We start from the raw sequence: 20,444 nt of genomic DNA, 5'->3' as shown, positions 1-20,444 counted from the left end.
AAACCATGGATTTCAATCATTGAAAGGGCTTTGCCGAGGCCAGTTCCGCCGCAAGGAATGCCAGCCCTCGCCGCACGATCTCCAGCGCCGCCGAGTGGTTGAGGTACCCGTGCGTGGCCCCCGCTTCGAGCCGGAATGCCACCGGAACGCCGGCCGCGCGGAGCGACGCCCCGAAGAACTCGGCCGACGGACGCAGGTCATCGTATTCACAGGCGATGACCGCCACCGGCGGGAGCCCCGAAGGATCGGCGTGGCCGGGCAGGGCGTACGAGGACGCCATCCCGGCGGGGCCGCCGATGTAGTTCTCCACCATTGCCCGGCAGTCATCCTCGGTGAAGCGCAGGATCCGCGGCAGGCCGGAAAGCACCCCGCCGTCGGGCACCGGGGCCGGCGCCAGTGGCGGCAGCACGGCGTGCAGGAACGGATACGCCAGAAGCAGCTTGGCGGGCAGCGCCAGGCCGGCGTCCTTGAGATACATGGCGGCGCCGACGGCGAGGTTCCCGCCGGCGCTGGCACCCCCAAGGCAAAGACCTCCCTGCGCCACCCCAAGCTCCTCGGCGTGGTCGGCCGCCCAGATCCACGCCGCGACCGCGTCTTCGTGCGGAACCGGGAAATGGACGCCGTCACGGGCCAGACGGTAGTCGACGGAAAACACCAGGCCGCCGGTCCGGTCAGCCAGTTCACGGCCAACCTGGTCGGCCTCCCGCATGTCCAGCGTCCCTCCGGCGAAGCCGCCGCCATGCAGCCACACCAGGCCGGGCAGCCCGGCACCGGACGCGTTCCCCGGCGCGGAACCCCGGCCACCGTCCCACCCAATGGCACCGTCCCACCCAGTGGCACCGTCCAGCCGAATGTCACCGTCCAGCCGAAGGACACCGGGGCCGTAGATCCGGATGGGCACGGGTCCGTTGGGCCCTGGCGCCTCCGCGGAGCGGGTGGGAACCGCAGGGGCCGTGTAGGGCAGACCCCCGCCGCTGAACGCCTCCAGCCGCTGCATCCCGGCAGGGTCGGCGAAGAGATCGGCGAAGGAGCCGGCTTCAGCCACGTGGTGCATGAGCCCGGCCAGCTCCGCGTCCAGGCTCATGGCTGAAACACCGGCTCCCGGGAGCCCGCGGTCGCGGCCTCGGGAACTGCGCAGCTGAACGAATGCGTGCCGGACCCGACCTCGACGCCGGTGCTCACGCCGTCGGGCAGGTACACCTCGGCAGTGCAGCCGGCCGGGACCGTCACCGCAAGCGAGAATTCCTGGCCCGCCAGGTCCCAGCGGACCGCGGCTTCGCCGTAGGGAGTCTCGTGCCGGGCCTCCGCCCAATGCAGTCCCCCGCCGGGCAGCGGCCGGACCAGCAGCTTCCGGTACCCGGGTTCCGCAGGTGCCAGGCCGGCCACGCTGCGGTGCATCCAGTCGGCCACGGCGCCCAGGGCGTAATGGTTGAAGGAGGTCATTTCGCCCTCATTGATGCTGCCGTCGGGGAGCATGGAGTCCCAGCGTTCCCAGATGGTGGTGGCGCCCATTGTTACGGGGTACAGCCAGGACGGGCACTCGGTCTGGAGGAGCAGACGGTAGGCCGCCGTGGCGTGGCCATCATCGCTGAGCGCGTCGCAGACGAGCGGGGTTCCCACGAACCCGGTGGCGATGCGGTAGCCGTCTGCTTCCACGGTTTCCGCCAACCGGGCGGCCGCGGCGGGATGTTCCGCCGGTTCGAGGAGCCCGAAGCGAAGGGCCACGGCGTAGGCGGTCTGCGTGGACGGCCGGAGCCGGCCGTCGTCGTCAAGGTAGCGCTCCCGGAACACCAGCCGGGACCGGGCGGACAGCCGGCGAAGCCGTTCCGATTCAGTGTCGCGGCCCAGCAGTCCTGCGGCCGCACCCGCCACCGAGGCCGAGTACGCCAGGTAGGCCTGCGCCACGAGCTGCCAGGGGGTGCGCGCATCACCGGGTGAGTCCGGTGGTGCGGCCGGGTCCAGCCAGTCGCCGAACTGGAAACCCTGCTCAAAACGCAGCTCCGGGCCGGCGGCCTGGGCCGCGGCTTCCAGCCAGGCCATCATTCCCGGCAGTTGCCGGCGGAGGAACTCGAGGTCCCCCGTGCGCTGGTACAGCACCCAGGGAACAAGAACGGCGGCGTCACCCCAGGCGGCCATCACCGGGCGGTCCGGGAACGGCGGCTTTTCGGCCACCACTTCCGGAACTACCAGCGGCGGCGGCCCGTCGGTCCCCTGCTCTGCGGCGAGGTCCTTGAGCCAGGACGTGGTGAAGCCTGGGATCCGGTACAGGAAGGACGCGGTGGCGGCGAAGATCTGGAAGTCGCCGGTCCAACCGAGGCGCTCGTTGCGCTGCGGGCAGTCCGTGGGCACGTCGACAAAGTTCCCGCGCATTCCCCACACCACGTTTGAGTGGAGCTGGTTCAGCATCGGGTCGGAGCATTCAAAGGCGCCGGTTCGCACCAGTTCGGAATGGATCACGACGGCGGTGAAGGCTTCGGGGTCCAGCTCGCCGGGCCAACCGCTGACTTCCACATAGCGGAACCCGTGGATGGTGAACTCCGGTTCCCACCGCTCCTCCCCGCCGCCGCGCAGGAAGTAGCGGTCGGTCTGCTTGGCTACGCGCAGCGGCCTGACGCCGAGTTCGCCGTGCTCCAGAACCTCGGCGTGCCGCAGCACCACCTCGGTGCCGGCCGCACCGTTCACCTTGAAACGCACCCGGCCCACCAGGTTCTGGCCAAAGTCCAGGATGGTCTTTCCGGACGGCGTTCCCAGAACGGTTCTGACCGGCAGCTCGTCGGTGGCCCGGACGGGCGGGCCGTCGGGTGCGGCCAGGACTGCAGGATCGAAGCCGCCAACCACGACGGCGGGCTGCAGCGTGTCGGTGCCCGCTCCGGTTTCAGTCCCGGTCTCAGCCCAGCCACGGTTCCGGAGCCGCGCATCAAAAGTTTCGCCGTCGTACAAGTCTGCCGACAGCACCGGCCCCCGCCCGGCCAGCCACGACGCATCCGAGCCAATCACGCTGACTGCCCCGCCGGCGTCGGTCATTTCCAGCTGGGCGATCACGGCGGTGCGGCTCCCGTAGGTGTTGCGCTTCTCCTGGAAGCCCAGATTGCCGCGCCACCAGCCGTCCGCGAACTCCAGGCCGATCACGTTGGTGCCTTGCCGGAGATACTCAGTGACGTCGTAGCTCTGGTAGCGCAGGCGGTGGTGGTAGCTGGTCCAGCCCGGGGCCAGGATGTCCCGGCCCACTCGGCGGCCATTGATGTGTGCCACGTAGACGCCGTGGGCGCTGGCGTAGAGCCGGGCGGACGCCACGGGCCCGGCCACTTCGAATGTCCGGCTCAGGCGCGCTGCCGGCTCGTTGGCGGCGCTGGCCTCGACCCAGGCCGGGCGGATCATGGCTGCCTGCCAATCGGACGCGGTCAGCAATCCCGCCTCTACGTAGGCAACGGGGCTCCATTCGGAGGGCATGTCGTCGCCGTTGCCCCAGACGCGGACGCGGACTGCGGCGCGCTGGCGGCTCTCCAGTGGCGGTGCGGGCCAGGGCTGCAGGAGCTGCTCCCTGGTCTCGGTGCGGCCGTAGCTTGTCAGGCTGGCCTCATCGGGGCCGAGCTGGAGTTCGTAGGCGGTCTGGACCCAGTCACGTATCCCTGTGGCGACCTGCCAGGAAAGTCGGGGCCGGCCCTCGCCGATGCCGAACGGTTCCTCATGGTGCTCGAAGCGGACGGCGGAGGGAATGGTGGCCATCGGGAGGGCGGTGTCCTGGGACGGGGAACGCAGGGTGTTTGGAGTCAACGTCGGCTCGATTCGTCACGAAGGGGAAGTCTTGGGCTTCCCCCAGCGTCCCGGGAACTGCTATGCGCCCGCTAGCGAAGTTTCATTGACTGGAAACCGGGTACGAGAGCCGGCTTGCGCGGCTGTCCTGCCGCCGAGGCTGACCGGACACGGCAAACTGCCTGGTCAGTGCCGAATGCTCAGTCCACGCAGAGACAGAAGGGGTGGCCGGCCGGGTCGAGGAATACACGGAAGGTGGTGCCGGGCTGGACGTCCGCCTTGGTGGCCCCCAGCCCGACGGCGGCCCTCCCGCCCTCGTCCAGGTTCTGCACCATCAGGTCCAGGTGCATCTGCTGTGGCACTGCCTGGCCCGGCCATTCCGGCGCCCGGTAGCCGTCCACCTGCTGAAACGAAATGCAGTCGCTGCCATCGTCAGGGCGGATCTCGGCCCAGTCACCGTCAACCTTCACGTTCCAGCCGAGCAGGGCACCGTAAAAGCCCGCGAGGGCCCCGGCGTCGGGGCAATCAATGACGAGACCTGGGAAGCGTGCGATAGCCATACCGGAATGCTACCGCCGGACATTGAGCCCGTCGCTAGAGCGCGCGGGCGAAATAGTCCACCGACGGCGGCTTCCGGGGTCACGATGAACTCCTTGCAAGTCGGGGTTGGTGGTCGAGGCCGCCGGCCGGGGCGGCGAGGATATGCCTCCCGGGCCCGACGACGGCGGGCGGCAGGCCGGGCAGCCGTACTTCCGCGGTGGTTCCGGACGGAACGGATGCCGTAAGCGTCAGCCCGCCGTCGTCGATTGCCCAGCTGACTTCGATGAGGCCCTGCGGGCCGCGATGCGACGTGGCCGCCGAGGTGATCCCGGCACCGGGCCGGGGCTCGATGATGATCCGCTCGTAAGCCGCGCTCCCGGGTGCCTGGCGCAGGCCGGCCGTGTAGCGGTGCAGGAACGAGATGACGGCGCCCTTGCTGTAGTGGTTCAGTGACTGGCGCGCTGTACCGTCCGCGCCTATTCCGTCCCAGGCCTCCCAGACCGTGGTGGCTCCGCGGTCCACCATCACCAGCCAGGACGGCTCGGAGTCCTGTATGAGCAGCTCATAGGCGAGGCCTGGGAATCCGTTGTCGGCCAGGACGGGCAGCAGGTACGGCGTGGCCAGGAAGCCGGTGCCAAGGTGCGTGCCGGCGTCGCGGACGAGTTCTGCCAGTTGCCTGGCCACGGCGGAGCGGACGTCATCGGACACGAGGTCGAAGGCGAGCGCCCGTACACAATTGGCCTGCGTGCCGCCGTCGGCTGTCCCGTCTCCGGCTGTCGTAATCCCCACTGTCCTGGTCCCCGCTGTCTTTGTCCCCGCTGTCTTTGTCCCCACTGTCCTGGTCGCCACTGTTCCGTCGGCCCGCACGTATTCCCGCTGCCAGGCACGGCGGACGTTCTCGGAGAGCTCCGCCAGTTCCCGGGCTTTGTCCTCCTTGCCCAGGACGGCGGCAATCCTGGCCATGATGGCGGAGGTGTGCCGGTAGTAGGCGGTGGCCACGATGCCGTTGTCGGCGGACCGGGAGGCGAAGAGGTCCGGCTCCGGCCCGCCGGGCTCCATCCATTCCCCGAAATGGAAACCGGTGTCCCAGAGGAACTGCTCATGCGGGGCCGGCGTGCCGTGCGCCGCCGCCCTGGCCGGGTGCCGGCTGCCCTCGGCGGTGCTGCGGATGTAGCCGAGCCAGCGTTCCATGGCCTCCCAGTTCTGTTCCAGGATGCCGGCGTCCCCGGTGGCGAGATGGATCTCCCAGGGCACCATAACCACCGCATCCCCCCACCCTGCAGACCCGTTCGTGAATGCCATGAATTCGGCACTCGCTATCTCCGGTCCCGGCGAGGGAGAGATGTTGGTGACCACCCCGTTGTCCCATTGATCGGTCCGGACATCCCTGAGCCACTTCGCCGTAAAACCTGCAACGTCGAAGAGGTAAGCGGCGGTGGGCACAAACAGCTGCCAGTCGCCGGTCCAGCCGGCCTTTTCCCGTTGCGGGCAGTCGGTGGGAATCTCACAGGCGTTGCCGCGGAAGCTCCACTCCACAATGTCGTGGAGCTTGTTAAGCCTGACGTCGCTGCACTTGAAGGTGCCCAGGCGTTCCAGGTCCGTCTGGACCATGCATCCCACGATGTCCGCCGGTTCAAGGTCTGCGTCCAGGCCCTGCACGGCGATGTACCGGAAGCCATGGGTGGTGTGTCGCGGCTCGAACACCTCGCCCCGGGCTCCGGCGGCCACCACGGAATCCACTTGCCCGGCTCCGAGGAACTGCCCCGGATTGCGGAAATCATGCGGACGGAGGTGTTCCAGGCTGACGTCGCCGTCAGCGCCCAGGGCTTCGCCGTACACCAGCGCGACAGTCTTGCCCGGGGCGCCAAGCCGGCTCAGGCGGATCCAGCCATTGATGTTCTGGCCCAGGTCCACGATCTGGTTGCCGTTGCCCAGCCGGGTGATGGCCACCGGGCTGAGCTCTTCCACGATGCGCGTCGGCGGCGCCACCGGGCCGGTGAGGGTGGCGCCGCCGCCGTCGCGCATTACCGCGTGCCCTGCTCTCTGGTGGCTGCGGCGGAGATCCACGCGCTGGCCGGCCATGAGGTCAGCGCTGAGGATCTCCGTCGCGGAAACGTGCCACGAGCCGTCGGTGCCGACGACCGTCCGTTGTCCGCCGGACTCCAGCTCCAGCTGAGCCAGGAAGGCCGTCTGCGTTCCGTACATGTCGGCGTCGCGCGTGTACCCGAAGGTGCCGCGGTACCAGCCGTCGGTGAGGACGGCCCGTACCGTATTGGCGCCGGACCGGAGCAAGCCGGCAATGTCGTAGGCCTGCACCTGGAGCGTGCTGTGATAGCTCGTCGAGCCGGGTGTGAGCTGTTGGTCCCCCACCCGCACGCCGTTGATGAAGAGCTCGTAGATGCCGTGGGCTGTGGCATAGGCGCGCGCCGTTTCGGGGGCTTCGTCCAGCGCGAAGGTCTTGGACAGCCCATAGCCGGGGCGCTCCGCTGCTTCCGGGACCGGCGTTTCGTCCGGGCCGATCCAGCGCGCGGTCCAGTCCGCGGGGTGCAGGAGGCCCAGTTCCACGTCCATCGGGTCGGACCAGGCGGACAGCACTTCGGTGCCATCAGAGGCCACGTTCCAGGTCCGGACCCGCCAGTCGAAACGATCCCGGGAGCCAAGGTCCGGCCCTCCGTAGGGCACGAACCCATGGGTGCCGCCATCCACGCGCCCGCTGTCCCAGCCGTTGCTCGTGGTGAGCTGGTAGGCGGACTGCCGGAGCGTGCCCTCCGGCGGTGTCCAGCTGAATTTGGGCAGCGGATTGGTGACCCCGAAGGCTTCGCTGAGGTGGTCGGTCCTAAGGCGCGTGGGGTGGTTCATGCGGGCGGAGGCTTCCTGACGTTGGGTTCATCCGGCTGAGGCGGACCTGAAGTTGGGCTGCGCACGGGCTCAGGCGTAGTGGCAAGCGACGTCGGCGGCGCCCACCCGGCGGAGGGCCGGACGCTCGGCGGTACAGAGTTCCGTGGCGAGCGGGCACCGCTGGCTGAAGGGACAGCCACCCGGCGACGCCGCCACTGCAGCCGCCGTGCGGACGCCAAGGGATTCGCGCACGGCCCGACGTTGGGCCTGTTCTGCGGGCCTCGGCACGGGTGAGGCGGCCACGAGGGCCTGGGTGAACGGGTGCCCGGGCGACTCCGTGACGGCTTCCGTGGGCCCGCTTTCCATGACCTGGCCGCGGTAGAGGACCACAACACGGTGCGCCAGGAACTGGACCACCGAGATGTCGTGGACGATGAACAGGTAGCTCAGGCCGAGCTCGTCGCGGAGGTCGGCCAGGAGGTTGAGCACCTGGGCCTGGGTGGAGAGATCCAGGGCGCTGACGGCCTCATCGCACACCACGAGCTTTGGTTCGCAGATCAGGGCACGGGCAACGGCGATCCGCTGGCGCTGGCCGCCGGAGAGCTGGCTGGGGTAGCGGTTCACGGCTTCGCGGGGCAGGCCCACACGTTCCAGCATGGCCTCGGCCTTGTCCCGCGCTTCCGCGGCGGAAGCTCCGCGGAGGCGCAGCGGTTCGGCCAGCGAAGCACCGATGCTCTGGCGCGGGTTCAACGAGGAGTTGGGGTCTTGGAAGACCGCCCGCAGATCTCCGCCGAGGGCACGTCGCTCTGCGGCACCGGCGTGGGTGATGTCCTTGCCCTGGTAGTGGATGGTGCCGCCGGCGCTTTTCTGGAGGCCAAGGATCGCCTTGCCGATGGTGGATTTGCCGGAGCCGGATTCCCCCACCAGGCCCACGGTTTCGCCGGGACGGATGGAGAAGCTGACGCCGTCCACCGCTGCCGGGGCTGCTGCAGCTTTACGGCCGCGGCCGTACCGGACCAGCAGGTCCTTGACCACCAGCATGGGCTGCTCCGGTGCAACCGGCGCCGTGTCCTGCCGTATTGCCGTCTCGATGCTCATGCCAGGTCCTTTTCGACGATTTTCAGTACTCGGTGAGTGGGCACTTCGGTGGCAAGCCATTCCAGGCCCTCCACCGCCAGTTCGTCCGCCTTGACACAGCGGACCAGTCCGTCCTCGGAGCCGGAAGACAGCAGCGGCACCGGGGCGGCGCACGCGGACCCGGCGAACTGGCAGCGCGCCATGAAGCGGCAGCCGGCGGGCCAGTCCTTCGGCTGCGGAACCTGGCCACTGATGGTGGCCAGCCGTTCAGGCATCTCCGCCGCGGAGTTGGCGTGCGGGTCGGCGGCCAGAAGCGCCAAGGTGTAGGGGTGGCGGGGGTTGTCGAGAATATTGCCGGTCCGCCCGCTTTCCACCACTTGGCCGGCGTACATCACGGCGACGTTGTCGCAGATGTCCGCCACGACGCCGAGGTCGTGCGTCACCATCACCACGGACATCCCGGTGTCCTTCACCAGGGAGCGCAGCAGCGAGAGGATTTCGGCCTGCACGGTGACGTCCAGCGCTGTGGTGGGTTCATCGGCCACCAGCAGCCGGGGCCGGCCGGACAGTGCGAGGGCAATTGCGACGCGCTGGGCCATGCCGCCGCTGATTTGGTGCGGGTAGGTCTTGAGGATGCGTTGGGCATCCACGATGCCCACCTTTTCGAGCAGGCCGAGGGCTTCGGCACGCGCCTCGGCTTTGCCCAGCTGCCGCAGCCGGCGGATGGCCGCGGTGAGCTGGTAGCCGACGGTGAACATGGGGTCCAGGGCCCGCATGGGTTCCTGCGAGATCAGGGCGATGTCCCGGCCGCGGATGCCTTCCATCTCGCGCTCAGTGGCAACAGCCAGGTTCTTGCCGTTCCACAGGATCTGGCCGCAGGCGGCCGACACCCCGGCGGGCAGTAGTCCCAGCAGCGACAGCGCCGTCATGGTCTTGCCGCAGCCGGACTCCCCCACCAGGCCCAACACGGTTCCCTGTTCGACGTCGAACGAGACGTCCGTGACCAGCGGAGTTCCGCCGTCGACCCCTACAGAGAGTCCGCGGACGCTCAATTGGCCTTTCGCCGGGAGGGCTCCCGCGTCGGCAGGCGGTGCCGCGGCGCCCGCGGCGGCGCCTGCCCTGGCAACAACACTGCCACGCAGGCGGCGCGCCGCTGCCGAGGGCAGGTGCGAGACGCCAGCGTTCGGCGCCTTCGCCAGGGCGTTGCCGATCGCGTTGGCGGCCAGGACGGTCACGGCAAGGACCGCGCCGGTGGGAACCATCAGCCACGGGGCGTCGTAAACATGCTGGGACGCGCCCTGGATCATGCCGCCCCAGCTGGGTTGCGGGATGGGCGGGCCGAAGCCGATGAACGCCAGGCCGGCCTGGATGAGCATGCCGACGGCGAAGATGAGGGCGGACTGGACCACGACGGTGTTGGTCAGTCCGGGCAGGACGTGGCGGAGGCTGATCCCCAGGGTGCTGACGCCGTCCACCTTGGCGGCGTCCACGTACAGCTGTGACTGGAGCGACTTGGCCTGGCCCAGCATGACGCGGTAGATGCCGGCGGAGATGAGCACGCCCAGGATGGCCATGATCAGCGGGATATTGGTTCCCACGGCCCCTATGACCGCCAGGATGATGACGGTGCCGGGCAGGGACATCATGACCTCGGTGACGCGGCTGATCAGTCCTTCCGTCCGGTCTCCGCCGGCGGCCACCATCGCCAGGGCGGTTCCAATCCCGACGCCGACAATCACCGTGATCAGTGAGGTTCCCAGGGTGCCTGCGGCGGCAGCGAAGATGCGGCTGAGGAGGTCCCGGCCGAGTTCGTCGGTGCCGAGCCAGTGCGCGGCGGTGGGACCGGACAGGATTGCGGTGAAGTCCTGGTCCTCCGTTTTGTAGGGTAGCCACCATTGGGCCGTCAGTGAGGCGACCACCAGGGCGGCCAGCCATACGACGCCGGCCACACCTCCGGGAGAGGCGAAGAACCGGGGCGCGGAAAGTTTGCTCAAGGCGGGCCGCGGACCAGGCCTGGGCGGGCCGGACGTGGGCTGGTCTGTGGCCGCAGTCGTGGCTGTTGCACTGGCTGTTGCACTGTCGGCAGGGGCGGGAGCGACGTTGGGGATCATGAGGCACGCAACTTCGGGTCGAGGAACTTGGTGGCGAATTCCAGCACCAGGTTCACTGCCACCACCACGACCGTGGCGATGACCACGACGCCTTGGACGGCGGGGGCGTCGTGGGTGCTGACGGAGGTCTGGACCGCCTGGCCCAGGCCCGGCATGGCGAACAGCTGCTCCGCGATTACTGAACCGCCGAACAGTCCGATGAACTGCAGGGCGATGCCGGCGACGATGGGGAGGCTGGCGAAGCGCAGGGCGTGGATGTAGAGGATCTTCCAGGTGGGGGTGGCCGTGGCGCGGAGCGTCCGGATATGTTCCTGCTGCAGCGCCTCAAGCATGGAGGCCCTGGTCTGGCGGGCAATGAACGCCGCGCCGCCCACGGCGAGGGTGATCACGGGAAGGGCCAGTGACAAGGCCCAGTCCCGAGGCGAGACCTCGAAGGGGATGTAGCCGGTGGCGGGAAAGATCGAGGACTGGACGGCGAACAGGTACACGAAGATGATGCCGATCCAGAAGGCGGGCAGGGCCACAGCCAGGCCGCAGATCCCGCCGACGATACGGTCTGCGATGCCGCCGCGGACCGCCGCCGTGACGCCCAGGCCAATGCCGAGGACTGCGCTCAGCACGGTGGCGCCGGCGGCGAGGGACGCGGTCACGGGAAGCCTGGTGGCAAGGTCCGCCGAGACGGAACGCCCGTCGATGAGGGACGTGCCCAGATTCCCGCCGACTGCGTCTGTGAGCCAGCGGAAGAACTGGGCGGGGAGCCGGTCGTTCCAGCCGAGCCGGACGTTGACCTCGTCGATGGCCTCCTGGGAGGCGCCGGCGCCGAGTGACACAGCGCCTGGGCTGCCGGGCATCGCATGCACCACCAGGAAGGCCAGTACCGCGACCAGCAGCACGGTGGCCAGCGCCATCAGCAGACGCTTGGTGATGAATAGTGCCATGGTGACCTCCATCGGTCAGGACCTGCCTGACGGCTGCCCCCTTTGCGAGGCGGTGGCCGTCCGGCAGGTTCGGTGATCAGCTAGCCGGTGCGTAGGACGAGAGCAGCGGGTACGCGTTCGAACCTGCGAACTGCACCTGCTGAACTTTCTTGGTGTTGTAGCCCTGGTTGGTGAGTGACTCGTAGAGCGGGATCATCCAGCCGGATTCCACCAAGCGGGCGTTGAGCTTGATGAGGGCGGTCTTCTTGGCGGCGGCGTCCTTCGCGGCCGCGGCCTCGCCCGTAGCCGCAGTCAGCTGCTCATCGGAGGCCTTCTGCACGTTGGTGAAACCGTTCAGGACCACGCCGTACATCAGGCCCACCGGGTTGTCCCAGCCGAGCGCGGCGTAGCCGAGCGGTGTGGTTGCGACGGCCGCGAAGGCTTCATCGGTGGAAGTGGCCATCTTGATGTTCATTGTGATTCCGACGGCGGCCAGATCCTTCTGGACGGCCTGCAGGTCCGTCTGGGTTTCGGCGCTGCCTACAATCGTGAACTCGAAGCCGTTGCCGTAGCCGGCCTCCGCCAGAAGGCTCTTGGCCTTCTCCGGGTTGTAGGCAAAGGTGGTTTCCAGTTCCGTCGTGAACCCGGCAGAGTCTTTGGGCAGGGCGTTCCAGGAGGGGATGTCGCCCTTGTGCAGTGCGTCCACCAGTGACTGGCGGTTGATGGCGTACTGGAACGCCTGGCGGACCTTCTCGCTGGCGAAGGCGGGAGCGGTCTTCCCTGTCTTATCGAAGGAGACCATGGTGTGCAGCGTTCCACCGATCTGCGACACGCCGAGTCCCTTGGACTTTGCGAAGTCCACCGTGGGGGAAGTGAGCATGGCGACGTCGGCCTGGCCGGAGACAAGAGCGTTGGCGCGCGCCTGGGGATCCTGGATGACGCTGAAAGTGATCTTCTTGTAGGCGTAGCCTGCGGCGCCGGCGTTCTTGTCGTTCTTCACCATGACGTACTTGTTGCCCTTAACCGTGGAGGGGTCGAGCGTGTAGGGGCCGGAGCCGTCCGGGGTTTTGGCGAGGCTGGCCGTATCGGCAACACCGCTCTTACCGACAACCATGCCCATGGTGGAGGCGAGGTTCTTCTCGAATCCTGGCTGCGGCTTGGCGAACCTGATGGCCACCTGCGTGGGACTGACAACACTCACCGAAGTGACTTCCTGGGCTCCGCCCTGGGCGATTGCGGAGTAGGCGCTGAGTGCGGGGTCGCTGCGGCGGTCCAGGTTCGCCTTCACCAGAGCCGCATCCAGGGCAGCACCGTCCGTGAAGATGACGCCCTCCTTGAGGTTCAGCGTAAGGACCGTGTTGTCCGCGCTGTAGCTGAACTCCTTGGCCAAGCCCGGCCCAACCGAACCATCCGGCTGCAGGGTCAGGAGGTTTTCGTAGAGGCCTTCAAAAAACTGCCGCTGCGCGTCGGCGACTCGCAGCGGATCGAACCCGAAGGAAGCGCTGTCGCTGTCGACGGCGATGGTCAATGTGTCTTTGTTGGCGGCGGTTGCCGCCTGGGTCCCGCCGCCACAAGCGGTGAGCGAGCTCATCAGAAGCGCCCCGGCCAGAACGGCCGCGCTCCGTCGTGCGGTGGAGTTCAGAAGTTTCATGTAGTGCGCCTTCGCATTCTTTCTCAGGAAACGGGGGTCAACATCCGGGGGAGCCTGGGGCCTGTATGCCGATCGTCCGCGACCAGCTACCGGGCCGTTGCGCCGGTGCCCCTCTCGCCAGATGGGTCCCGGCGACCGGCTCACTCAAGGATCACGGTGACGCCTCAAACGGAAACACGAGAATGTCATTGATTGAAAAAGTATTGTGGTGGGGGTCACTCCTGACGGGCCCGGAATGGACGCAGTGGCCGCACGAAGCAGCGATAAGCCTTTCAACCAATGAAAACGGCCGCCCCTCCCTGACCTTGACCACGGAGGATGGACAGTCAGCCCAGGCACCGTCGCTTGGCGCTCAGCTCGAAAGGAACCAGATGACCGACTCTTTTGCCTTCCCGCACGATTTCCTGTGGGGCGTCGCCACGGCAGCCCACCAAGTTGAAGGAAACAACACCAACAGTGACTGCTGGTTCCTGGAGAGGCTCCCAGGCACGATCTTCGCCGAACCGTCCGGGGACGCCGTCGACCACTACCACCGGTACCGCGAGGACATCGCCCTGATCGCCGGCCTGGGGTTCACCAGCTACCGCTTCTCGCTGGAGTGGGCACGCATCGAGCCCGAGGAAGGCCATTTCTCGGTGGCGGAACTTAATCATTACCGCCGCGTGCTGGAGACCTGCCATGAGCACGGACTCACCCCGGTAGTCACCTTCCATCACTTCACCTCACCCCGCTGGCTCCTGGCGGCCGGCGGCTGGGAGGACCCGCAGACTCCCGAACGGTTCGCCCGCTACTGCGACCGGGCGATGCGGCACCTCGGCGACCTCATCGGCGTCGCCTGCACACTCAACGAGCCCAACCTCCCGTGGCTGCTCAAGGAGCTCGGGCTGGGCGGCGAGGCCCCCGAGCGCAGGGCGGACGTGCCGCTGTGGGCGGCAGCGGCTGACCGGCTCGGGATCGATGCAAGCCGCGTGGCGCCCTTCCAGTTCACGGTTTCCGAGCCGGGCTTCGATATCAAGCTCGCGGCGCACCACGAGGGCCGGGCCGCCATCAAGGCGATCCGGCCGGAACTCCCGGTCGGGTGGACGCTGGCCAACACCGACATCCAGGCGGCCGGACGCGGACAGGAGCGGGCGGACAGGATCCGCCGTGAGGTCAACGAACGCTTCCTCGTGGCGTCCCGCGACGACGACTTCGTGGGAGTCCAGACATACGGCCGGACGGTCTTCGGCCCGGACGGGGTGGCATCGGTCCCCGAGGGTGCCGAGACGAACCAGATGGGCGAGGAAATCTACCCCGAGGCCCTCGAAGCGACGATCCGTGAGGCGGCCCGCGTCGCCGGCATCCCCGTCATTGTCACGGAGAACGGCCTGGCGACTGACGACGACTGCCAGCGCCTGGCCTACCTCCGCACGGCGGTAGCCGGCGTGGCCTCCTGCCTCGCCGACGGCATTGACGTCCGCGGCTACATCGCCTGGACCGCCTTCGACAACTTCGAGTGGATCTTTGGCTACAGGCCGAAGTTCGGCCTCATCGCGGTGGACCGGACCACGCAGGAACGGACCCCGAAGGAGAGTGCACGGTGGCTGGGCGGGCACGCCCGCACCAGCAGCGCCCGGCTGGCCCCCTGGGCAGTTGACGCTCCCACCAGATAGAGAGGCACCCCGTGTCCCGCCTGTCCGAAAGGATCCCCTTCGGCGCCGCCTATTAGTGCGGGTACCGGACCTGGACCCGGCGTGAAGCAGACCTGGACCCGATGCAGCTGGGGCGCCGGCCAGGAAATCCACGGCACCCATCCGGCGCACGGCCGCCGTACGCCTTGGCCCGGCAGGAGGCCGTGGTGAGGTGCGCTGGGGGTTTCATTGGATGAAACCGTATTGTGGTGAGGGTCTCTGGCGGCGAAGAAGGAACGGTTTGAAATGACAGCATTCCCGGAAAAGGATCCGGACAGGGCGGGGCCGGCCGCCCCCGCTCCTGCCCGCGGCAAACGCCCCAAACAGGGCGAACCGGTCATCGACCGGGCCCTCAGCCTTCTCGCCGTCTTTTCCGACCGCCGGCGGGCGCTGACGTTGTCGGAAATGGCCAGATACGCCGACATGCCCGCCCCGACAGCACTCCGCTTGATTGCCCGGCTGGTTGCCTGGGGCGCCTTGGAACGACTCGAGGACGGCCGTTACGTGGTGGGCGTGAGGTTGTGGGAAGTCGCGTCACTGTCGCCCCGCGGTCATGGCGTGCGGGAAATTGCGCTGCCGTATCTGGAAGACCTCTTTGAGGTGACGCGCCATCACGTCCTGCTGGCGGTGCGCGACAAGAACGAGGCCGTGCTGATCGAACGGCTGTCCTCCAAAGAGGCAACCGAGGTGGCCTACCGGGTTGGCGGCCGCGCGCCGCTGCGCTCGACTGCAGTAGGCCTGGTTCTGCTCGCCGGAGCCGACACGGCCTTCCAGGAATCCGTCATCCAGCAGCCCGCTGACGTGGAGGCCGGCGTGGACGCGATGCCGGAGGGGCAGCTTAGACGCACGCTTTCCGACGTGCGCCGCACCGGCGTCGCCATGATCAGAAGGTCGGCGCCCTCCCGGACAGTGTCCGTGGCCTCGCCCATTTTTGACGCCCAGGGCGCCGTCGTCGCAGCACTTTCCATTGTGGTTCCCGACGGCGCCACTCCCCCGAACGTGCTGGCGCCGGCAGTTCAGGCAACGGCCAGGGCGGTGTCCCGAAATCTCGGGTACAGGGCCGAAGTCAGCGCCGTTTCGAGGTAGGGTCCGGATCCGGGCCCTGCCTGGGACACGAACAGTAGCTGCTAACTCACCCGGGTTGGTTGGTCCTGGCCGAGGGCGGCAGCGAACGCGGCCACGCGGTTTCCGCCTGCCGGAGCACTTAGCCTCCGAACGCCCGCACTGGCGCTGGATATCACCGGGCAACCAGCCCGCTCTTTCACCGCCAAGTCTCCTGAGTGCCCTAAACCTCAGCCCCTTGACAGGCCCCGCGGCGAAGTCTAGGACTGGCCTTGTCGAGATCCGTCCACCATCCTAGGAGTAGCCATGGAAACCTCGCCCTACGGAGTCGTGCATTTTTTCCCGGGAGGCACCAAGGAGCAGTACGAAGCGTCGCTTGCCGCGGTCCATCCTGGCCAGGGACTCCTGCCGGAGGGCCAGATCTTCCACGCCGCAGGGTCGTCCGCGGGCGGTTGGACCGTCGTGGCAGTCCATGATTCGAAGGAGAGCTGGGAGAAATTCCGGGACACGATTCTCGTGCCGCGGATGCAAGCGGGCATTGAGGGCGGCTTCACCTCTCCGCCTGAAGAGACGGTCATCGACCTCTACAAGGTCCTGCCCTAAGTACCCGTTTCTGCCGGAGCTGCCAGCCCCTGCCCTAACGCCAGCCACTTCAGGCCGTGTGTTCGGACCAGTCCAGGGGCCCGACGGCGGAGGGCACTGCCGCTGTCCCTCCGGAGTCCGCCCGGCCGTCAGCAAGGGAGCCAGTCAGCAAGGGAGCCAGTCAGCAAGGGAGCCAGTCAGCAAGGGAGCCAGTCAGCAAGGGAGCCAGTCAGCAAGGGAGCCAGTCAGCGAGGGTGGGAGTCAGTCAGCTGGACGCGCCCGCCGCCTTCGGACGCACCACCAGCACAGGGCACGGAGAGTGGCCTACCACGTGCGTCGAGACCGAGCCGATGTGCATGCCGGCAAAGCCACCGTGGCCGCGGGAGCCGATGACGACCAAGTCGGCTTCGCGTGCGGCCCCGAGAATGGCCGATGCCGCAGAGTCGTGATGGACGGTCCGCGTCACAACGTTCACACCCGCCGCGGCCGCCGCCGCGGCCGCCGCCGCGCTGAGGGCCTCAGCCTGCTGCTCCGGGGACTCCTCTGCCACGATTTCCCCTGCGGCGGTTTCCAGCAGCGCCGGATACCACGACATCGGCGCCTTGTTCCAGACTGTCACTACCCGCAGTTCCGCATCGCGGTATCGGGACTCTTCAATGGCCCATTCGAGGGCGCCGTGCGATTGCTTCGAACCGTCAAACCCAACCACAATCACAAAGGGATCTGAATTTGTCATGGTTCCAGACTTTCACTGCCGGCAAGCGGCGCCTAGAGGCCTCTGGCCCGATCTGGTCCTTGCCGGAAGAGTCGCGCGGCCCGGGCCAACTTCCCGGCACCGGACCTCGCCTGGATTTGGCCAAGACTCGTCAGGACTCACCAGGAACGCAGGTTCAGACGATGCCGCGCTTGGCTGCAGTCTTGAGGGCGTCCCGCCGGCTTCCCGCACCAAGTTTGCGGTAGATGGACCGTTCGTGCGTCTTGACGGTATTCACCGAAATGTACAGCGCGTCGGCAATTTCGGCCGCGGTCATGATGGAGCGCATGTAGGCAAGGACTTCGCGTTCACGTTCCGTCAGGCTCCAATACGACTGGGGCCGGAGACGGGTCTCACCTTGCGTCTCGCGTGCCATGAGGGCCGCGATGAAGGACTCATGGGCGGTCCCCCAGACCGCATGCTGCACAAGCAGGTCCGCGAGTTCGCCTCGCCGCTCCACGAAAGGCCGCAGAACTGACTCGGGTTCGGCCCGTTGGACTGCGTGTTCAAGCCGCTCGTGTGCGGCCGCAGTATCCCCGGTCCCGTTCGCCAGAAGCGCCTCGGTCAGGCTCAGGCAGGTGTCGACATAGGAGTTCCGACGGCGGTCGGCCACTGACTCCGCACAGCGCTGGGCAGCGTCGACGTCCCCTCCGCGACGCAGCATCTCCGCCAGCAGGGCGTCCGCCAACGCCCCATGGCCTCCGGCGCCCAGCGGTTGAACGATCGCCAACGCACCGGCGACGTTCCCCTGGGCTTCGGCGAGTTTTGCCACGGCGATGGTATGCAGGGCATCTCCCGACACGGCGTAGAACCCACGGGTGTGAAAGGACTCCAGCGCCGCACCGGAGTCGGCAAGCCGGGGCGCATCACCCGCGGCATGATCGACCAGCACCCGATAAACGGCGCTGAGCGGACCGGCCGGGAAGAGGTCGCTGCCCAATCGCTGGGCTTTCACCAGGCACGTCCGCGCGGCTGTCAGGTCATCGCGCCAGTAGCACGCAATACCGCGTGCCAGCCAGGCCGGAGCGATCCGCTGCCTCGAACTCCAGCCCAGCGCTTCTGCCCGCCCCACGGCTTGGGTGGCATGTTCGTCCGCGCCGACCAGGTCGCCGGCTGCCGCGAAAGCCAACGCGAGATCCGCCTGGGCGGGGATTTCCACCGCTTCCAGTTGTTTGGGGTTGCCGCTGCCGCTGACTGCGTGGAGCAGTACGGTCGCCTGATCGCTGCTGCGGTGCAACCGATATTCCGCCTGGGCTAGGAGGAAGAGTCCGGACGAGCAGGAAGCGGAACGGCCGTCGTCTGAAGCGCCAACAGCTGACCGGCCATCGTCCGCCAGGGTAGTGAGAAGGTCCAGACGGCCACCGGCAGGCGAAGACTCGAAGAGGACCCGGTAGCCGTCAAGCTGCCGGCGGCGGACTGCATCCAGCACAAAAGTCCGTGACAGCGCCCGTTCGGAGAGCTCCGATGCTGCCGCGGCATCGCCGGCAAGGACGCGGCAGACAGACCGGATCATCAGGATCTCTGGGTCCTCGTTCCACGGCGCCGGCAGTTCCCTGCACAGCCGCTCCAGGGTCTGGGCATCCTTTCCAAGCACGAACTCGAGCCAATGCGCTCCGAGGGATATCACTGCCTGCCGGGGTGCACGCCCTTGCAGCGCCTGGGCTGCGCACTCGACGACGTCGGTGTCCTGGTAGTACCGCGCCGCCACGCGGTGCAGCCGCTCGGCCAGAAGGGGATCCCGCCTCTGAAGTATCCGCCGGCATTGCGCCGCGAAGAGTGACTGCCAGCGGTACATGGATTCACCGCCGCGGTAATCGTGCTCCTCAATGAAGAGACCGTTGCGGAGGCATTCCTCAAGCAGCACGCCGCCGCGGGGCCGGCCATAGAGTTCAACGGCGAGCCGACGGCCGAGCCAGTCGCTCGTGGTGGCCCGAAGGATGAACTCCGCCAGCGCCGGTTCGAGCTGGTCGAGGATCTCTTCCGCGACGTAGTCGGCCAGGGGGATGTGCGCCGGCGTGGAGCCCGGCGTCGTGACCGGTACGTTGCGGGATTGCGCCAATGAAACCAGGCTGGCGTGGACGGCGACCGGCCAGCCGCCTGTCACCGCCCACAGGGATCCGGCGTCGAAGTCTCCGTCCTGTCCCAACGATGTGGCAAACTGGGCAACTTCCTCCCGGGTGAGGGCGAGTTCGGCGGCGCGAAGCTCGCCAAGGCCCTCGCCGTACCGGAACCTTTCCAGCTGGATGGACGTGTGGCCACGTCCGGAGAGCACCAGCCGCAATGAAGGGGGTGCCGAGGCCGCGAGGACCCCGACGATTCCGTTGGCCAGCCCCGGCCCTGCCAAATGAACGTCGTCGATCACCAGGGCAATCGGCTCGGTGAGGTGCTCCAGGGCACCGAGGAGTAGGTCGTAGGAGGCGGCCCGGTCGTGGGCAAGGCCCTGGTCGAGGGCCAGGAGGGCATCTGTGCCGGGCAGCGGAAGCCTGCCGGCCGCGGCCTGCACCGCTCCGACGACCCCGCTAAACAGCCGTGCGGGCTGAGTATCGAACCGGTCGAGCGACAGCCACGCGCACGGAAGATCGCACTTGCGGACCCAGTCACCCAATAACGTGGACTTGCCGTAGCCGGCTGGTGCCGCGACGAGCGTCAGACGGTGCGAATCGGCGGACGCGGACAAGGCGCTTTCCAGGCGCGGGCGCTCCAGCGCTCCGAGGCCTCGCACAGGTGGCCTGATCTTGAACTGAGGACCAGGCACCCATCCGGCATTTAGCATCTCTCCCACGTAGCACATGCTAGGCTCGCGCAAAAGGGCCCTAACAGGGCGCAAAGACCCCTTGTCGTCCTCGGCGTGGCGCGCCGGAGTAGCGGCCAGGAATGTCCAAATGCGCCACGGCACAAATTTCGCGGGCGGGGGTATCATCAGTCATGGCTTCGAAGCACGGCAGCCAAACGGACCCGCTTTTCCTCCGCGACCTCGATAAAGCCGGCCGAAGGCGCGTCCTTATTTTCGCGGTAGTCCGTCTGGTCGCATTCACCGTCATAGTGCTCGGCCTTTATTTCCTTATTCCAATAGGGGGTTTCAACGACGCCAATCCCGCGGCCGCGTGGATCCGGCTGGCGGTCATAGTGCTGATTTTCTTGGCCACCATGGCCATCCAATTACGGATGATCCTGACGGCGCATATCCCCCAGGTCCGGGCGGCAGAGGCGGTCGTCGAATCCGTTTTGCTGTTCTTGTGTCTCTTTGCCTTGCTCTACACATCCATGTCGGTAACAGACCTGTTGTCATTTAGCGAACCCCTGGACAGAACAGACGCGCTCTACTTCACAACCAGCACGTTTGCCACAGTTGGGTTCGGCGACATTACGCCGACAAGTCAACTGGCCCGCGCAGTCGTATCCGTGCAGATGATTGCTGATCTGGGGGCTCTCCTTTTAGTGGCAAAAGTGTCCTTTTTTGCGGCCGGCCGGCGTCTGGGCCATTAGACC

The 20,444-nt window shown here is 67.5% G+C and carries 14 protein-coding genes; 4 read left to right on the top strand and 10 right to left on the bottom strand.

The window, feature by feature from the left end:
• Positions 1 to 16 precede the first annotated feature (16 nt).
• The 8 genes from LDO15_RS10355 to LDO15_RS10320 all read right to left on the bottom strand — a co-directional run bounded on the left by LDO15_RS10355 (position 17) and on the right by LDO15_RS10320 (position 12,887).
• Positions 17 to 1,084, bottom strand: a complete 1,068-nt coding sequence (locus tag LDO15_RS10355; RefSeq protein WP_223986730.1) for an alpha/beta hydrolase fold domain-containing protein — start codon at positions 1,082 to 1,084, stop codon at positions 17 to 19.
• Complete coding sequence (locus LDO15_RS10350) at positions 1,081 to 3,774, bottom strand: glycoside hydrolase family 78 protein (RefSeq protein ID WP_223986728.1); 2,694 nt, start codon at positions 3,772 to 3,774, stop codon at positions 1,081 to 1,083. The genes LDO15_RS10355 and LDO15_RS10350 overlap by 4 nt, the downstream gene beginning before the upstream one ends.
• A 179-nt stretch (positions 3,775 to 3,953) precedes the next feature.
• Positions 3,954 to 4,313, bottom strand: a complete 360-nt coding sequence (locus tag LDO15_RS10345; protein ID WP_223986726.1) for a VOC family protein — start codon at positions 4,311 to 4,313, stop codon at positions 3,954 to 3,956.
• Positions 4,314 to 4,392: 79 nt separating this feature from the next.
• On the bottom strand, positions 4,393 to 7,152 hold the full coding sequence (locus LDO15_RS10340; RefSeq protein ID WP_223986724.1) for an alpha-L-rhamnosidase: 2,760 nt from the start codon (positions 7,150 to 7,152) through the stop codon (positions 4,393 to 4,395).
• 69 nt (positions 7,153 to 7,221) lie between these two features.
• Positions 7,222 to 8,229, bottom strand: a complete 1,008-nt coding sequence (locus tag LDO15_RS10335) for an ABC transporter ATP-binding protein (RefSeq protein WP_223986722.1) — start codon at positions 8,227 to 8,229, stop codon at positions 7,222 to 7,224.
• Positions 8,226 to 10,319: a dipeptide/oligopeptide/nickel ABC transporter permease/ATP-binding protein gene (locus tag LDO15_RS10330; protein ID WP_223986720.1), complete on the bottom strand. Its 2,094-nt coding sequence runs from the start codon at positions 10,317 to 10,319 to the stop codon at positions 8,226 to 8,228. Before LDO15_RS10330 ends, LDO15_RS10335 begins: the two co-directional genes overlap by 4 nt.
• Positions 10,316 to 11,269, bottom strand: a complete 954-nt coding sequence (locus tag LDO15_RS10325; RefSeq protein WP_346655990.1) for an ABC transporter permease — start codon at positions 11,267 to 11,269, stop codon at positions 10,316 to 10,318. Before LDO15_RS10325 ends, LDO15_RS10330 begins: the two co-directional genes overlap by 4 nt.
• Before the next feature lie 64 nt (positions 11,270 to 11,333).
• Positions 11,334 to 12,887, bottom strand: a complete 1,554-nt coding sequence (locus LDO15_RS10320; protein WP_223986714.1) for an ABC transporter substrate-binding protein — start codon at positions 12,885 to 12,887, stop codon at positions 11,334 to 11,336.
• Positions 12,888 to 13,258: 371 nt separating this feature from the next.
• Here LDO15_RS10320 and LDO15_RS10315 point away from each other — a divergent pair, with 371 nt between their 5' ends.
• The 3 genes from LDO15_RS10315 to LDO15_RS10305 all read left to right on the top strand — a co-directional run bounded on the left by LDO15_RS10315 (position 13,259) and on the right by LDO15_RS10305 (position 16,222).
• The gene (locus LDO15_RS10315; RefSeq protein WP_223986711.1) at positions 13,259 to 14,539 is read left to right on the top strand and encodes a family 1 glycosylhydrolase; all 1,281 of its coding nucleotides are present in this window, start codon (positions 13,259 to 13,261) and stop codon (positions 14,537 to 14,539) included.
• A 264-nt stretch (positions 14,540 to 14,803) separates the two neighbouring features.
• On the top strand, positions 14,804 to 15,643 hold the full coding sequence (locus LDO15_RS10310; RefSeq protein WP_223986708.1) for an IclR family transcriptional regulator: 840 nt from the start codon (positions 14,804 to 14,806) through the stop codon (positions 15,641 to 15,643).
• Between the two features lie 282 nt (positions 15,644 to 15,925).
• Positions 15,926 to 16,222 carry a hypothetical protein gene (locus LDO15_RS10305; RefSeq protein ID WP_223986705.1) on the top strand — a complete coding sequence of 99 codons (297 nt, stop codon included), beginning with the start codon at positions 15,926 to 15,928 and terminating at the stop codon, positions 16,220 to 16,222.
• A 244-nt stretch (positions 16,223 to 16,466) separates the two neighbouring features.
• On the opposite strand, the gene LDO15_RS10300 is transcribed toward LDO15_RS10305, so the two are convergent.
• Together LDO15_RS10300 and LDO15_RS10295 are read right to left on the bottom strand one after the other, a co-directional pair.
• On the bottom strand, positions 16,467 to 16,937 hold the full coding sequence (locus LDO15_RS10300) for a universal stress protein (protein ID WP_223986703.1): 471 nt from the start codon (positions 16,935 to 16,937) through the stop codon (positions 16,467 to 16,469).
• 154 nt (positions 16,938 to 17,091) lie between these two features.
• Positions 17,092 to 19,677: a LuxR C-terminal-related transcriptional regulator gene (locus LDO15_RS10295; RefSeq protein WP_223986700.1), complete on the bottom strand. Its 2,586-nt coding sequence runs from the start codon at positions 19,675 to 19,677 to the stop codon at positions 17,092 to 17,094.
• A 203-nt stretch (positions 19,678 to 19,880) separates the two neighbouring features.
• Between LDO15_RS10295 and LDO15_RS10290 the strand changes: the two genes are divergently transcribed.
• The gene (locus LDO15_RS10290; protein ID WP_223986697.1) at positions 19,881 to 20,441 is read left to right on the top strand and encodes a potassium channel family protein; all 561 of its coding nucleotides are present in this window, start codon (positions 19,881 to 19,883) and stop codon (positions 20,439 to 20,441) included.
• Positions 20,442 to 20,444: the final 3 nt, after the last annotated feature.

The organism is Arthrobacter sp. NicSoilB8, from assembly GCF_019977355.1.
Classification (GTDB): domain Bacteria; phylum Actinomycetota; class Actinomycetes; order Actinomycetales; family Micrococcaceae; genus Arthrobacter.
This window is presented reverse-complemented; position numbering and strand designations above follow the sequence as displayed.

Bases quoted from the DNA above. Each gene is read 5' to 3' on its own strand.
- LDO15_RS10300 (WP_223986703.1), bottom strand. From the start codon at position 16,937: ATGACAAATTCAGATCCCTTTGTGATTGTGGTTGGGTTTGACGGTTCG.
- LDO15_RS10335 (WP_223986722.1), bottom strand. From the start codon at position 8,229: ATGAGCATCGAGACGGCAATACGGCAGGACACGGCGCCGGTTGCACCG.
- LDO15_RS10330 (WP_223986720.1), bottom strand. From the start codon at position 10,319: ATGATCCCCAACGTCGCTCCCGCCCCTGCCGACAGTGCAACAGCCAGT.
- LDO15_RS10290 (WP_223986697.1), top strand. From the start codon at position 19,881: ATGGCTTCGAAGCACGGCAGCCAAACGGACCCGCTTTTCCTCCGCGAC.
- LDO15_RS10305 (WP_223986705.1), top strand. From the start codon at position 15,926: ATGGAAACCTCGCCCTACGGAGTCGTGCATTTTTTCCCGGGAGGCACC.
- LDO15_RS10315 (WP_223986711.1), top strand. From the start codon at position 13,259: ATGACCGACTCTTTTGCCTTCCCGCACGATTTCCTGTGGGGCGTCGCC.
- LDO15_RS10340 (WP_223986724.1), bottom strand. From the start codon at position 7,152: ATGAACCACCCCACGCGCCTTAGGACCGACCACCTCAGCGAAGCCTTC.
- LDO15_RS10325 (WP_346655990.1), bottom strand. From the start codon at position 11,269: ATGGAGGTCACCATGGCACTATTCATCACCAAGCGTCTGCTGATGGCG.
- LDO15_RS10310 (WP_223986708.1), top strand. From the start codon at position 14,804: ATGACAGCATTCCCGGAAAAGGATCCGGACAGGGCGGGGCCGGCCGCC.
- LDO15_RS10320 (WP_223986714.1), bottom strand. From the start codon at position 12,887: ATGAAACTTCTGAACTCCACCGCACGACGGAGCGCGGCCGTTCTGGCC.
- LDO15_RS10355 (WP_223986730.1), bottom strand. From the start codon at position 1,084: ATGAGCCTGGACGCGGAGCTGGCCGGGCTCATGCACCACGTGGCTGAA.
- LDO15_RS10345 (WP_223986726.1), bottom strand. From the start codon at position 4,313: ATGGCTATCGCACGCTTCCCAGGTCTCGTCATTGATTGCCCCGACGCC.